At 33.1% G+C, this 13,857-nt stretch carries 9 protein-coding genes and 2 pseudogenes; 2 read left to right on the forward strand and 9 right to left on the reverse strand.

Annotated features, from left to right (window positions below; all coding sequences use genetic code 11):
* The gene (locus tag AAGD20_RS02400) at positions 1–786 is read left to right on the forward strand and encodes a succinate dehydrogenase iron-sulfur subunit (protein WP_094649257.1); all 786 of its coding nucleotides are present in this window, start codon (positions 1–3) and stop codon (positions 784–786) included.
* A 339-nt stretch (positions 787–1,125) separates the two neighbouring features.
* On the opposite strand, the gene hemA is transcribed toward AAGD20_RS02400, so the two are convergent.
* The 6 genes and pseudogenes from hemA to AAGD20_RS02430 form a co-directional block, all read right to left on the reverse strand.
* Complete coding sequence (hemA, locus tag AAGD20_RS02405; protein WP_094649256.1) at positions 1,126–2,370, reverse strand: 5-aminolevulinate synthase; 1,245 nt, start codon at positions 2,368–2,370, stop codon at positions 1,126–1,128.
* Between the two features lie 589 nt (positions 2,371–2,959).
* Positions 2,960–4,954, reverse strand: a complete 1,995-nt coding sequence (mutL, locus tag AAGD20_RS02415) for a DNA mismatch repair endonuclease MutL (protein WP_341749253.1) — start codon at positions 4,952–4,954, stop codon at positions 2,960–2,962.
* Positions 4,954–5,112 carry a zinc-finger domain-containing protein gene (locus tag AAGD20_RS02420; RefSeq protein ID WP_094649254.1) on the reverse strand — a complete coding sequence of 53 codons (159 nt, stop codon included), beginning with the start codon at positions 5,110–5,112 and terminating at the stop codon, positions 4,954–4,956. The genes mutL and AAGD20_RS02420 overlap by 1 nt, the downstream gene beginning before the upstream one ends.
* Before the next feature lie 256 nt (positions 5,113–5,368).
* A pseudogene (locus AAGD20_RS07085) lies at positions 5,369–5,544 on the reverse strand (IS110 family transposase); the annotation flags it as partial.
* A gap of 279 nt (positions 5,545–5,823) precedes the next feature.
* Positions 5,824–7,482, reverse strand: a complete 1,659-nt coding sequence (locus AAGD20_RS02425) for a hypothetical protein (RefSeq protein WP_341749254.1) — start codon at positions 7,480–7,482, stop codon at positions 5,824–5,826.
* Between the two features lie 156 nt (positions 7,483–7,638).
* Positions 7,639–7,875: pseudogene (locus AAGD20_RS02430) on the reverse strand (BolA family protein); the annotation flags it as partial.
* Between the two features lie 77 nt (positions 7,876–7,952).
* Between AAGD20_RS02430 and AAGD20_RS02435 the strand changes: the two are divergent.
* The gene (locus AAGD20_RS02435) at positions 7,953–9,167 is read left to right on the forward strand and encodes an EAL domain-containing protein (RefSeq protein WP_341749255.1); all 1,215 of its coding nucleotides are present in this window, start codon (positions 7,953–7,955) and stop codon (positions 9,165–9,167) included.
* 126 nt (positions 9,168–9,293) lie between these two features.
* On the opposite strand, the gene AAGD20_RS02440 is transcribed toward AAGD20_RS02435, so the two are convergent.
* From AAGD20_RS02440 to AAGD20_RS02450, 3 genes are all read right to left on the reverse strand, one after another.
* A complete protein-coding gene (locus AAGD20_RS02440) occupies positions 9,294–9,689 on the reverse strand; it encodes a hypothetical protein (protein ID WP_094649802.1) in 396 nt (131 codons plus the stop codon).
* Positions 9,690–10,225: 536 nt separating this feature from the next.
* Positions 10,226–12,214, reverse strand: coding sequence for an excinuclease ABC subunit UvrC (uvrC, locus tag AAGD20_RS02445; protein ID WP_341749256.1), 1,989 nt, complete (start codon positions 12,212–12,214; stop codon positions 10,226–10,228).
* Positions 12,198–13,595, reverse strand: a complete 1,398-nt coding sequence (locus AAGD20_RS02450; protein ID WP_341749257.1) for a sodium:solute symporter family protein — start codon at positions 13,593–13,595, stop codon at positions 12,198–12,200. The genes uvrC and AAGD20_RS02450 overlap by 17 nt, the downstream gene beginning before the upstream one ends.
* Between the last annotated feature and the right edge of the window lie 262 nt (positions 13,596–13,857).

Genomic DNA, 13,857 nt, shown 5'->3' on the forward strand with positions numbered 1-13,857 from the left:
ATGGCAGAACTTAGATTACCACCTAATTCTAAAGTCGGTAAAGGTATAGTACATAAATATTCTGGGAAAGCGGCTAAGCTACGTAATGTTAGGATTTATAGGTATGATCCAGATTCTGAGGAAAACCCGAGAATTGATATTTACGAGTTAGATCTAGACAAAACAGGCCCAATGGTTCTAGATGCCTTAATTAAAATAAAAAATGAAATAGATTCTACTTTGACCTTCAGACGCTCTTGTCGTGAAGGGATTTGTGGTAGTTGTGCAATGAATATAGATGGAACTAATACACTTGCCTGCATTAAGCCTATTGAAGAAATTTGTGGTGATATTAAGATATATCCCTTACCACATATGAAAGTAGTAAAAGATTTAGTACCTGATATGTCGCATTTTTATGCTCAATATGAATCGATAGAACCTTGGCTAAAAACTGATACTCTTCCTCCTTCCAATAGTGAAAGATTACAGTCGCTTAAGGATAGAGAAAAATTAGATGGGCTATATGAATGTATATTATGTGCATGTTGTTCCACCTCCTGCCCAAGCTATTGGTGGAATGGTGATAAATATTTAGGTCCTGCGATTTTACTACAAGCTTATCGATGGATTGCTGATTCTAGGGATGAGTATACTGGAGAGCGTTTAGATGCTTTAGAAGATCCGTTTAAGCTATATCGTTGTCATACAATTATGAACTGTACCAAAACTTGTCCAAAAGGTTTAAATCCAGCTAAAGCTATTGCAGAGATAAAAAGCCAAATAATACAACGTCATGGAGTATAAAATAGAACTTTTTTATTGAATTACTCACTTACGCATAACACCCATGACAATTTAAAGATTCCGGAAAAGTACAAGACGTTATTGCGAGGAACTGCTTTAGTAGCGACGAAACCATTATAAGTTAAAAGTATGATATCCATTTTTCTGTCATCCCTGCATAAACAGGGATATAGATTCCCGCCTACGCGGGAATGACAAAGGAACGAATTATGGATTGCCTCCTATAGTCAATTCAGGGGAATTGGGTAGCAGGAGCGATGGAGCGACGCCTATAAGTAATAGGCGAGATTGAGCAACGACGTCACAAACTTCTCATCAATTGACTATTCTATGTAGTACCTATGCTGCTGGGTATAGAGGTAATTTTATTATAGAATGGGAATTGATGGATGGTGATATATCCAGTACACTAAGAATTTCAACAAGAGCTTTGGTAAGATCCTGAATCATTTTATCGGTATGGTTGGGTGTTGGAATGATTCTTAAGCGTTCTGTACCACGTGGTACTGTTGGAAAGTTGATATGCTGAACATAAATATTATAGTCATTCAACAACATATTAGAGGCTTGTTTGGCTTTAATTGGGTCGCCAATAATTATTGGTATAATATGGCTATCATTCTTAAAATAATTCACTTTAGCTTGATCAAAAGATTTTTTTACCTTGGCTATTACCTTTTGATAAGTTTCCCTTTCTATATTAGAATTTTTTAAATGACGAATACTTGCAGTTGCTGCCGAAGCGATAATTGGCGGTAAAGAGGTGGTGAATATAAAACCTGGAGCCGTAAGTCTTATAGAATCGATAATCTGACTATCAGCTGCAATATAGCCGCCAATAACGCCGTAAGCCTTGCCAAGGGTTCCCTGGATAATATTAATTTTATCAGCACAACCTTGAAGATCGGCAATACCAGCACCATGCTTGCCATATAGACCCACTGTATGTACTTCGTCAATAAAAGTTAAAGCATTATATTTTTTAGCTAAATTCACTATTTTTTCTATTGGAGAAAATAATCCGTCCATAGAATAAGCGGATTCAAAAACAATAATCTTTGGTCTATTAATATCTACCTTTTTAAGTAGTTCTTCAAGATGTTGAACATCAATATGTCGATAAATATGTTTTTCAGCTTTTGAGTTACATATACCAGAAATAATAGAAGCGTGATTTAACTCATCTGAGAAAAAAACTATATTAGGCATTATTTTTGCTAGTGTTGCAAGGGTGGTATCATTGGCAACATAACCGGAAGTAAAGACTAAAGCTGATTCTTTATTATGTAAGGTTGCTAGTTCTTGTTCTAATTCTATTATACAGCTATTATTGCCGCCTATATTTCTTGTGCCACCAGAGCCAATGCCATATTTGGCTATAGCCTCTAGAGCAGCTTTGGTAACATCTGGGTGCTTACTCATTCCAAGATAATCATTAATACACCACATGACAATTTCTTTATCAACATACCAAGCGGACGGGAAATTATCTGCCTGCCTTTGAACAGGAACAAATTCACGGTATCTGCCTTCTTGTTTAATTCTAGTTATGTGATTATCAAATATATTATTATAGTTAAACATTATATTAACCTCAATTGCCAGTTGCTAGGAGACCGTCTCCTAGACAAACAAAAAATTATAGAAATTTACTATTTTCATCAAAAATATGAAAACAATTTTTCCAATATTAGTGAGCATTCACGGAAAAAGAGTTAAAGTACAAAACGTCATTGCCAAGAGGCGTAGCCGACGAAGCAATCCATTCCTGAGCATTTTTTGGATTGCCGCATCGCCGCAAAGCGGCTCCTCGCAATGACAGCACGATGGGTGCTTATTCGGCACTAATTCCAGTTAATTCACTATATCTATAAATATAACAGATTTTTTTGCTACACTAATAGTTGTTTTTATTATTTTTGCGGTATTACTTATTTTTTTCATTCCCTAACTCAGTAACTACTATTACCCATTCTTTAAAGGGCTTATTCTTATCCCAAATTAATGGATTATATTAAGCTATCAATAGACCTCTTGCAAAACTCGCTTATGCTGAGGAATTTGAAGGAGACGCGGAACGCAGAACCGCAGCGTACTCTAATGTACGTGAGGATTCGAGTACCGCATCATTGTCCAAATTACCAGCAGAAGTATAGTTTTGCAGGAGGTCTAATTATGTACGTCCAAATAATCGCTCAATATCTTTGAGTTTGAGTTCAATGTAAGTTGGTCTACCATGATTACATTGACCTGAAAAAGGGGTTTTCTCCATTTGCCTTAACAATTCATTCATTTCTTCAGAAGATAATTTACGACCTGCTCTGATAGAATAATGACATGCATATGTTTCTGTAACATGTTCAATCAATTGAATCAAGGAAATATTTTCGCCAAGATCAGATAAATTATCTGCTAAGTCTTGAATAAGTTGGCTTATATTGATATCTCCTAATAGGCTTGGAGCCTCTGATACAATGATGGATCGCTCGCCAAATTTTTCTATGCTTAAACCTAATTTAGAAAGGTCTGCCTTCTTATTATATAATAAATCGGCTCTTTTGACATCTGGTAATTCTACTATCTCAGGTATCAGTAATCTCTGCTTAATTAGCCCATTATTACTTATCGTCTGTTTAATTTTTTCGTATCCCAAACGTTCATGGGCTGCATGTTGATCTACGATAACAATACTATCTGCTGTTTGTGATATTATATAAGTACCGTGCAATTGTGCTCTTGCCGCTCCGAGTAACCCATTGTTACAATCGCTATGGGTATAGTCAATTGATGAGAAGTTGGTGACGTCGTCACTCGTCGCTCGCCTATTACTTATAGGCGTCGCTCCATCGCTCCTAGCATCAACTTCTCCTGAATTGACTATAGAGTCCTCTACTACCTCTACTTTAGCATGAGGTTCAGTCTTTATTAATGGCTGTTGAATATTAGAACTATTTTGGTTGGATTTAGGGAGAGTTAAATTTTGGGCTCGATAAGTACTGCTATTATCAGATACGCTCAAATTATGTGGAGTTAAATTATCCGGGTATATTTTTTTTGAAGAGCTAGGACTTTTTTGTAATGGTATATTTGTTTTAACCGCATTATTAGTAGTTGCTGTATTTCGAAAAAGACCTAAGGCAGTTGTGGCAATATTCGTTGAAACCATATGACTTTTCGTGGCAAGGGCATCCTTGATAGAGCTTACCAGTAATCCCCGTATGGTATTTGGATCGTGAAACCTTACTTCTGTTTTGGCAGGGTGAACATTAACGTCAACCATTTGGGGATCTATTTGTAGAAACAAAACTGAAACTGGGTGTCTATCCCGAGCTAAGTAATCCTGATATGCTACTCTTAAAGCGATTTGTAGTAATTTATCCTTAACCGGTCTATTATTAACAAATAAAAACTGATCCTCAGCAGAAGCTCTATTAAAGGTAGGAATACTAGTAAAGCCATATACTGAAATTTCTGGTCTTTGTAGATTAATATGAACCGAATTTTCAATAAAATCAGAACCTACTATATCAATTATTCTTTGCTTTAGAATTTCGTCAAAATTACCATCTTGTCCTTTTACTTTTAGAATATTTTTACCATCATGAGATAAATTAATACTGATTTTAGGATGAGCTAATGCAATTTTCTTTATTACATCTAATGAAGCTGCAAATTCGGTTTTATCAGATCTTAAGAACTTTAATCTTGCAGGAGTAGCAAAGAATAAATCTCGTATTTCAATCTTAGTACCTTCGTTGTGAATGGTAGGCTTACTTCCTTTATTACTCCCACCACTAATTTGCATCTGATATGCTCTATCAGCTCCACGTGCCTTTGAAGTAATTAGCATCTTACTTACAGATCCTATAGAAGGTAATGCCTCTCCGCGAAAGCCAAAAGTGTGAATATTTAATAAATCTAGCTCATCAAGTTTAGAAGTAGTATGACGCTCTATGGCAATATTTAGGTCATCCTCAGACATACCTATTCCATTATCAGAAATAACAATAAGATTTTTGCCTGCTTGCTCAAGCATTATATCTATCTTAGTGCTAGCTGCATCAATAGCATTCTCAACTAGTTCTTTTACCACCGAAGCTGGTCGTTCAATTACCTCTCCAGCAGCGATACGATTTATAGTGCTATCTGATAGGAGTTTTATCTTCATTACTTAATTAACACAAATTTTTTACTACAATAAGGACACATAATAGAACCTTTGGTTGAATCAATTTCCAAATAAATTCTTGGATGATCATAAGGCGACTCTCTGCCAGAACATGATATTGATGTAGAGATAGTCTCAATAATTTCTACATTTTGCATAAAATTAAAGCTATATGAGAGTTTTTAGGATGATATCATTATAAAACATAAGTTGCATTTATTCAAAATAAAAATTAGGTAGATTAATGAAAGATTAAATTACTCATGTATGGATCTACCCAATAATGCAAGAAAAAAAATAATACTTGACAGAAAAAAGCAAATGCAGTCATGTATTCGACTTGAAGCACAACAAAGTGCTTCAGCCCTGATGGAATTCGCTAACTTACTTTGTCTTATTTACCATCAATATTATCATTTCTCTAGCCCAATTATTAGAACCACCACATGCTTCCATGCCTACTAATGATTTTGGTTGGTTAGCCATAAAATCTAAAAACTTCTCCCTTGTTAATTTTTTCCATATTTATCTACTTCATGAAGATGAAAAATATTTTTTGCTAAATCTATTCCTATTGTGTTATATTCCATTTTGGGTCTCCCTATTGTTGTTTTAATATATTAAATCTAGAAGAATAACCATTAATATTCATTCTGTATATAGGGTAGATCCATACCATTACCTTATGTATAAACCACATGACAATTTAAAAATTTCGGAAAAGTACAAAATGTCATTGCGAGCGAACGTATGTGAGCGTGGCAATCCACATATAGATTGCTTCGTCGCTACTAAAGTAGCTTCTCGCAATGACGCCAAGCTATTTTCTATATGACTTTTAAATGCCATGCGTAAGCTGAGAATTTAATTTATCGTTCAAGATGCCGATCTGAAGAATGGCTTCTTTGCAAATTTTTCTGATGAACATTATTCTCTTTTTGCAATAAATCTGACGTAGATTTACTTTTTCGTAATTGTTCTATAACTGCAGGAGTTACTATTTCTTCAGCAGATTTCTTGGCAGCATTCATAGATTTGGTTAATGAATTGTCACCTTTAACTTCAGGTTGTTCATAAAAAGGATCATTTGCCCTACCTAAATCTCTTAAAAAGCTTAGCGTGCCTTTTGCCGCTGATATCAGTCTATTACTACTTTTTGTCTTTTCTTTAGTTTCAGTTTCTTGTTCATTAGATTTTTCTTCAAGCTTATTTACTGTTGCATGAAGCATATCTCGTTTTTGCTCATCGGTTAATTTTCTATAATTTTTGTCGAGCCTTATTTCAGTTAAAGCTTCTTGATACACATCAAATTTATTTTGTTTTTGCTCATCAGTTAACTTGAAATAATCTTTATCTCGCATCAACTCAGTCAGAGCAGTAGTTTGAATATGTTGTTTTTGTACAATCTTACGCAACTCTTGTAAATTATGATAATCTGCAACATCACTCTTATGTAGTTCGTTATTAATATTAATTTTAAATGCTGTAACAAGATCAGCTGATTGTTTTTCAGTTAAACCTGAGGTAATCAAAGTAATCGCTGAAGCTGTACCAGATTTAATCGCTGCAGCAATCTTAGCAGGATTACCAGTGCTAGCTGCAATTATATTGGATGCTAAAGTAGCTGCGTCCTGAATATTCTCCATAAAAAACTTACTTGTATTAAATGCCAGTTCTGCTTTGGAAGATATGTAGTGATAATGTTTATTTTCTTCTGGAGCAGATGTTGGGACGTGTAATTTATTACCCAATAGCTGGGCTAGCTTGGGATCCAGTTCTAATAAATATTGTTGTTTACTTATATCTCCTCGATTTTGCATTAATAGATCATTTTCTTGGGCAAGTTTACGAATCTTTCTTGTTTTAATAGCATCAGCTACCATACCTCCAGCTACCCCAGCTAATGTTATTGCTGCCATGGCTAAGGCTGCAGGGGGGGATATCCCAGTTAATACTACTATTGCAAGCGTTGCCGTAATAGTCCGGCTTACAGCACTACCGAGTGCAATTTTGGCTAATTTTGTATTTAACAACCAATCTATAGCCTTGAAAGCCTTGGTCTTCTTTGTCCACTCCCAAGCAGAAATTATGTAAGAGATAGCTCTTTTTATTTTTGATTCTGTCTTTATTTCTTTATTTTTTTGTTCTAAAGATTTTAGAAATTCATTTGAAATTCTAATCTCATTTGTTTTAATCGACTTTAATTTCTCACTTTGTTCTTGCTCAATTATCGACAAATCATCCTTACTTCTTACAGATTTTGCAGCAGAAGTAGTTTTTAACTTATTGATACGTCCAAGCTCCATATCGTCAAGGCTTTTGATAATTCTTGCTTTTCTTTCTTTTGGTTGAATTATTTGATTATCTACCGAATTACTTAGAGTTTCATCTAGAGGAGATACTTTTAATTCATTCGGCTTCTCTTTAACGCTAGGAGTATCAATAGTAGATTCGTCAATTGTAGCACTATTTGTTTCTGAATCTTTAAGGTTCTCAAACGACGTAGATTCTTTTTCGTTATGTATCATATATATCACACTCTAAATAAAATTAAAGACTGATTCTATAGCTAAATTTCCAATTCACAAACGTCTATAATCAATTGATGAGTTGGTAACGTCTTCACTCGTCATACATATGGGCGTTTTTCCATCGTTCCTATGAGGCAAGTTAGGTTTTTTCGTATCAATTGATAAGGCGTGTAATCCACTAGTTAGCTCATCTGCTAAAAGATTGTTAATCATTTTATGTTGTTCTAGCAAGCTTTTTCCTATAAAAGCTGCTGAAAAAATTTTAACCCTAAAATGGCTCTCAGTAGTTCCACCAGTATGGCTGGCATGTTTGGAACTTTCATCAACTATTTCACAATAATGTGGTTTTAACACATCTAATTTGCTTTTTATTCTATTTATTTTGCTCATAATTTTATAATATAAAATTTTTACTTGTATCATTCTACTAGGATTTTAGTATTTAGTAAATTTATATTATTTGAGTTATGGTGAAATTAGATACGAAAATTAGAAATTTACAATTTGAGCTTGATAAAGTAGAGCGTGGATATTGCATCTCTTTTAAGCTATTAAATTATGACGAATTAAATGCTATGATGGCAAAAGACATTCACATAATTGACAAACTTAATAAAATTATTTCTGAAATTTGCAATGAGTTAATTAGCAATTCTGTCACATCAATTTATAAACACATTGAACATGATCGAATATTATTAGTTCTACCGATATTAGACCCAAATCTAGTTAAAGAAATTGCCCTAAAAGCACATTTATTATCCCAGCTTTATGTTGATGATCTATTACCTACAGTTTATATGAATTGTAGTATTGCTAGCATAGAATTTCCCAAATTTAACAATAAAGCTGAAGAAATTTATAATTTATTGAACTGGCTAATTTCTTATCCAGGTGACCAAAATTATTATCGTGAGTATGACTCTAAATATTATAATATAGAATACATTAAAGAGTCCAATAAACAGCTTAATCTCTTAAGAAAATCCCTATTAAACAAAACAATGGTTTTTGCTTATCAGCCAGTTATTGACCGTAAAACAATGAAAGCTCATTACTATGAATGTTTATTAAGGATTCCTGATACAAATAACTATCTATGTTCTGTAGGAGCAATAATCCCAGAGGCTGAAAAGAAAGGTTTAATTTTTATAGTAGATCAAGTAGTGCTAGAAATGGCAATCAAAGAATTAGATGCTAACCCAGACTTGATGCTATCAGTTAATATTTCAAATATTGGCACATTAGATTCTCCTTTGCTAGTAATAGCAGAAAAATTATTACAAACATATGATGTTTCAGGAAGATTAATTATCGAAATTACTGAGACTAGCCTTAATCAGCATTATCAACAAATAACGTACTTCATGCACAGATTAAGAAAATACGGTTGCAAATTTGCTTTAGATGATTTCGGCTCTGGGTTTACTTCATTTAAGCAATTACAAAATTTGCCAATAGATATTATTAAAATTGATGGTAGTTACGTACGTAACATCACTAGCGATCTGCAAAGTCAAGACTTTATTAAAAGATTAATTAACATCTCTGAGGATTTGGGTATTCAAACTGTAGCAGAATTTGTTGAGAATGGTAAGATTGCCAAATTTTTAATCAATCTAAAAATAGATGCGATGCAAGGCGATTTCTTCTCACCTGCCTCAGTTAATAGAATAAAATAATCAGATATTAGTAAAGCAATTGAATTAGGTGATAGTATATGAATGAGCGTTCACGCATCATTGCGAGGAAGCGTGAGCCGAAGAAGCAATCCATAAAAGTGATTAAAAATAGATTGCTTCACGCTACTAAAGTATCTCCTCGCAATGATGCTTGGATGATTTTTTATACAGCAACCAATGGATAATAAAAAATATTAAACTAGTAATTACCCAAGTAGTATTACTAATTAGATTAAATATTGTATCTTTTTCTACTTCTTGCATATAATTTGTTTTTTCAAGATTTATCTTTTTGTCTATTTCTATTTTACTTAATAATCTAATCTTTTCCGCTTCCTGTGGATTCTTCGAATTAATAAAGTTTTCGACAGAGTTAAATTTAGCTATACCATGATTATACTTATATTCTGGTAATACTAGACTTGCAATATTTTGCATAACTTGCACCAATGTGAACATAAGAGTCAGGCTAGCAAAAAGACAAATTACCATGCTGTAAAGTTGTAATAAATTTTTAAACATATTGCGTCACAATTATAAAATGATAATATTTTTTAGTTAGCTCAGATAAATGAGTTTTTCTTTAAAAGCATCAATCGTTCTCATTAACTCTCTTTTAGCGAACCAATCACTTTTACTAGTTTAATTTACTTGAATGATTGATGCAACAGAATTTATCTATTACTCGATAATCAAGTTTTTTGCAGAGCTTATAAATAGTAGGTTGTTTGAAGGAAAATTGAATATATCCGAGTCACGACATCTATCTTTAAACGCAAAATTTGTCATTCCCGCGTAGGCGGAAATCTAGACCCCTCTACCTACGCAGGGGTGACACAAAAATGGATTGCTGCGTCACCGCTTTTAGCGGCTCATCGCAATGACGTTATCTGTCATTGCGAGACCACATAGTGGTCGTGGCAATCCATTTGGATTGTTTCAATGCTACTAAAGTAGCTTCTCACAATGACGCCAAACTATTTTCTATATGACTTTCAAATGCCATGCGTAAGGTGAGTTACTATTTGCATTATTCTGTATAAACAATAAGTAGTCTATTATTTATTATGTAACGATGTAAAAATGTTTTTTGCAAGGGTTTGGCTTATACCATTGACTTTAGATAATTCATCAATAGTGGCATCACATATTGCTTTATATGAGCCAAAATAATGTAACAAGGCTTTCTTTCGGGTGACACCAATTGAACTTATGTCATCTAGACTAGAAACTTTAATGGCTTTGGAACGGCGTAGCCTATGGTTTTTTATAGCAAAATTATGTGCTTCATCCCGCAAAATTTGTAAATATTTCATGACCGGAAGACTCTTATCGATTGTAAAAGCCTCTTTATTAGGCATATGAAATTGTTCACATCCAGCATTTCTGTCAGGCCCTTTTGACATACAAACAACTGGAATTTTAAGATCAAATTCTTTCATTATTTTTTGTACTACAGATAGATGCCCCTTGCCTCCATCGATAATCATTAAAGTTTTATAGTCAATTGATGAGAAGTTGGTACTTGCATGCTCATTTGGTAGATGTTCTTTTTTTAATCTAGTAAATCTTCTTGTTAAGACGATTCTTAACATCTCATAATCATCACCTTGGGAATTCCCTTGGGGAATAGATATATTAAAAATTCTATATTCTTTTTTATCGAAACCTGATTGGTTAGCAACAATCATGCTACCTACGGCAAATGTTCCCATAATGTGACTATTATCATAAACTTCAATTCTATCTGGTATGGTAGGCAGATAGAATAATTGTTGTATTTGTTGAAAGATAATTTGATTTTTAGCAAATTGTTTTAAATGCTGATTAAGTGATAATTGGGCATTAAACTCAGCATTCTCTAATAATCTTATACTCGAATGCTTTGAAGAATTGGCTCCGCAAAACTTCGGGGGATTCGTGTACTCACACTCACGTACTTCATGTAGGCTCCGCTCGCTCACCCCTTGTTTTATGTTCCAATTCTCCAGATCATTCGAGTATAGTCTGATGTTAAATTTGCTATTCCCACTCAATTGTCTAATAGCCTTGGTTACTAATTCTAAATCAATGATAGGATGGTTTATAATTATCTCATTCGGAATTTGAGCATTTTGATAAAATTGATTTATAAATTGTGTCAATATTTCTGATTTATTATTACCCTCCGTATTAAACGGAAAGTACGCTATATTCCCATAAGATTGACCAAATCTATATACAAATAGCTGAATACAATAATAATTATTCTTTTCAACAATAGCTATAACATCAGCGTTTTTAATAGAATTACTAGATAAAGTTGATTTTAGTTGGATATAACTTAGTGCTTTTATTCGGTCTCGTATTTCGGCAGCTTCTTCAAAACGTAATTGTATACTTAATTCTTCCATTTTGTGAGATAAAGTTTTTTGTAGTTCTTTAGTTTTACCATTTAAGAAATTCTTTACTTGGCATACTAGTTCACTATAATTTTCTTTACTAATTTTCTCAACACATGGGGCAGAACATCGACCAATTTGGTACTGTAAACAAGGGCGTTTGCGATTGTTAAAATAATTATCACTACAAGACCGTAATTTAAAAATTTTCTGTAATTCTTTTAAGGTAGTATCGACTTGCTCTGAGGAAACAAATGGACCAAAAAACTCGCCACCAGATAAGTTCTTTCCTCTATATTTAATTAATTGTGGGTAATCAACATCTAAGCGTAATTTAATATAAGGAAAAGACTTATCATCCTTAAGTAATACATTAAACTTAGGTTGAAATTTTTTAATTAACTGGGCTTCGAGCAATAAAGCTTCAACCTCAGAATTAGTAACATTATACTCTAAATAATGCGTTAGAGAGATCATTAATATTGTTTTATTATCAAGATCAGTTTTAATATAGTTAGTAAGACGTTTTTTTAGATTCTTAGCTTTGCCTACATAGATAACTTGCCGATCAGCTTTCAGCATTTTATAAACTCCAGGCAGGCTAGGTGCATTCTCGAGGTGATATCTTATTAAATCACTGCCTATAAGTTTAGAATTTTGTAACATAACCGAGCCTTTTTCTAAGTAATCCTATGCAAAAAACTAACAAACTACACATAGTACCAATAAAGACACCCTTTAGTCGAAAATTACTAGCAAAAAAATATGTCCAAATGCAGAAAGAGGAGGCTCCACTTAATCCGCATAGAATCATCATTCTTTGTGTTATAGTGATGTTGAAAAAGGCAAATATTAGAGGAACTAATATTATTGGTCCCCAAGACCCGGTGATAAACACTACTAGATCAATTACATTATCAAATTTTAAAGCGATGATTATGGCAAAACTTCCGATTACAACATTAGTAATTCTAGTAATTAGCAATAATTTCTTTTGATTCTGTATTTTAAAAATAGGAGTCAACAAGTCTTTCACTAGAGCTATTGAGGTAACATTTAAATCAGAATCAGCAGTAGACATGACTGATGCAAGTAAGCCAATTATCACAAAGCCTTGTAACCCTGAAGGAACTATTTGATCAATTAGGTGTGGCAATGCTAAATTAGAAGAGTAGTCGGGGTAAAGATTATAGGCGATTAACCCATTTAAGGTTATAAATATTAAAAATATAGCATATATACTTGATTTTATATATATAGCATTACTAGTCTTTTTGGCATTATTGTTAATTAAAGCTCTTTGAATAAAAATAGGATATAAGTTCATTACATAAAATCCTAGCATAGCGGTTATCGTATTAATAAATAGCTCACTGGCAAAATTATTATGATGAATAAAATATACTTTTTCAATAGGTAATTGGTTGATAAAATCACTAATACCAATTTTGTTAAGACCACATATTGCAATAATTGGCAAAGCAATTATCATCGCGAAGAATTGTAGTAAATTAGTAAACATAATTGATTGTAACCCACCAATAGTTGTGTAGATAATAACAATCCCATAACTTAATAGAGTTCCTTCTAAGTAGTTAATTTTTAAAATATATTGAAAAATATATCCACTAACACTAATTTGGGCAGCAACAAAGCCTATAGATACCATAATAGTTGTGATGCCAGCAATAAAACGTCCTGTTTCTCCATAATATTTTGCCATTATATCGCCAACACTTTCTGCTCCATAATGTTTAGTTATTTGGGGTACAAGATAAATAGCTATTAGTATATCGACTGGTAGAGAGAGTATCAGTCCATAACTATACGATAAATCACCAGAAAAAGCTTTTTCTGCAATACCCAAAGTAGTAGCTCCGCCAACCGATGAAGTAAAAATAGTTGCAACTAATAATATCCTGCTATTTTTAATCTTGTCTTGAACGGTAGCATAATTGGCAAAACCTCTAAGTCTAGATCTATAGTAGATACCAATAACAAGTATCGATATCAAATATAGTAATACAATAATATTATCAATGGTCATTACTAATTATTTTTTGTTGAATTGAAACTCAAACATACTTCGTATAACCTGAATTAGTGTCGAATAAGTACCCATCATGCTGTCATTGCGAGGAGGCATAAGCCTCCGAAGCAATCCATTTCTACTCGTTTTCTGGATTGCTTCGTTGCTACTAAAGTAGCTCCTCGCAAGACTCTGAGGTTAAATACTAATCAGATTTATAACGTTACCAACTTCTCATCAATTGACTATAACAGATTTTTTTGCTCCACTAATAGCTGTA

The organism is Candidatus Tisiphia endosymbiont of Sialis lutaria (assembly GCF_964026535.1).
Taxonomy (GTDB): Bacteria; Pseudomonadota; Alphaproteobacteria; order Rickettsiales; family Rickettsiaceae; genus Tisiphia.

Excerpts from the sequence above, each read along its gene's own strand:
- AAGD20_RS02400 (WP_094649257.1), top strand. The coding sequence starts at position 1 with ATGGCAGAACTTAGATTACCACCTAATTCTAAAGTCGGTAAAGGTATA.
- hemA (WP_094649256.1), bottom strand. The coding sequence starts at position 2,370 with ATGTTTAACTATAATAATATATTTGATAATCACATAACTAGAATTAAA.
- mutL (WP_341749253.1), bottom strand. The coding sequence starts at position 4,954 with ATGAAGATAAAACTCCTATCAGATAGCACTATAAATCGTATCGCTGCT.
- AAGD20_RS02420 (WP_094649254.1), bottom strand. The coding sequence starts at position 5,112 with ATGCAAAATGTAGAAATTATTGAGACTATCTCTACATCAATATCATGT.
- AAGD20_RS02425 (WP_341749254.1), bottom strand. The coding sequence starts at position 7,482 with ATGATACATAACGAAAAAGAATCTACGTCGTTTGAGAACCTTAAAGAT.
- AAGD20_RS02435 (WP_341749255.1), top strand. The coding sequence starts at position 7,953 with ATGGTGAAATTAGATACGAAAATTAGAAATTTACAATTTGAGCTTGAT.
- AAGD20_RS02440 (WP_094649802.1), bottom strand. The coding sequence starts at position 9,689 with ATGTTTAAAAATTTATTACAACTTTACAGCATGGTAATTTGTCTTTTT.
- uvrC (WP_341749256.1), bottom strand. The coding sequence starts at position 12,214 with ATGTTACAAAATTCTAAACTTATAGGCAGTGATTTAATAAGATATCAC.
- AAGD20_RS02450 (WP_341749257.1), bottom strand. The coding sequence starts at position 13,595 with ATGACCATTGATAATATTATTGTATTACTATATTTGATATCGATACTT.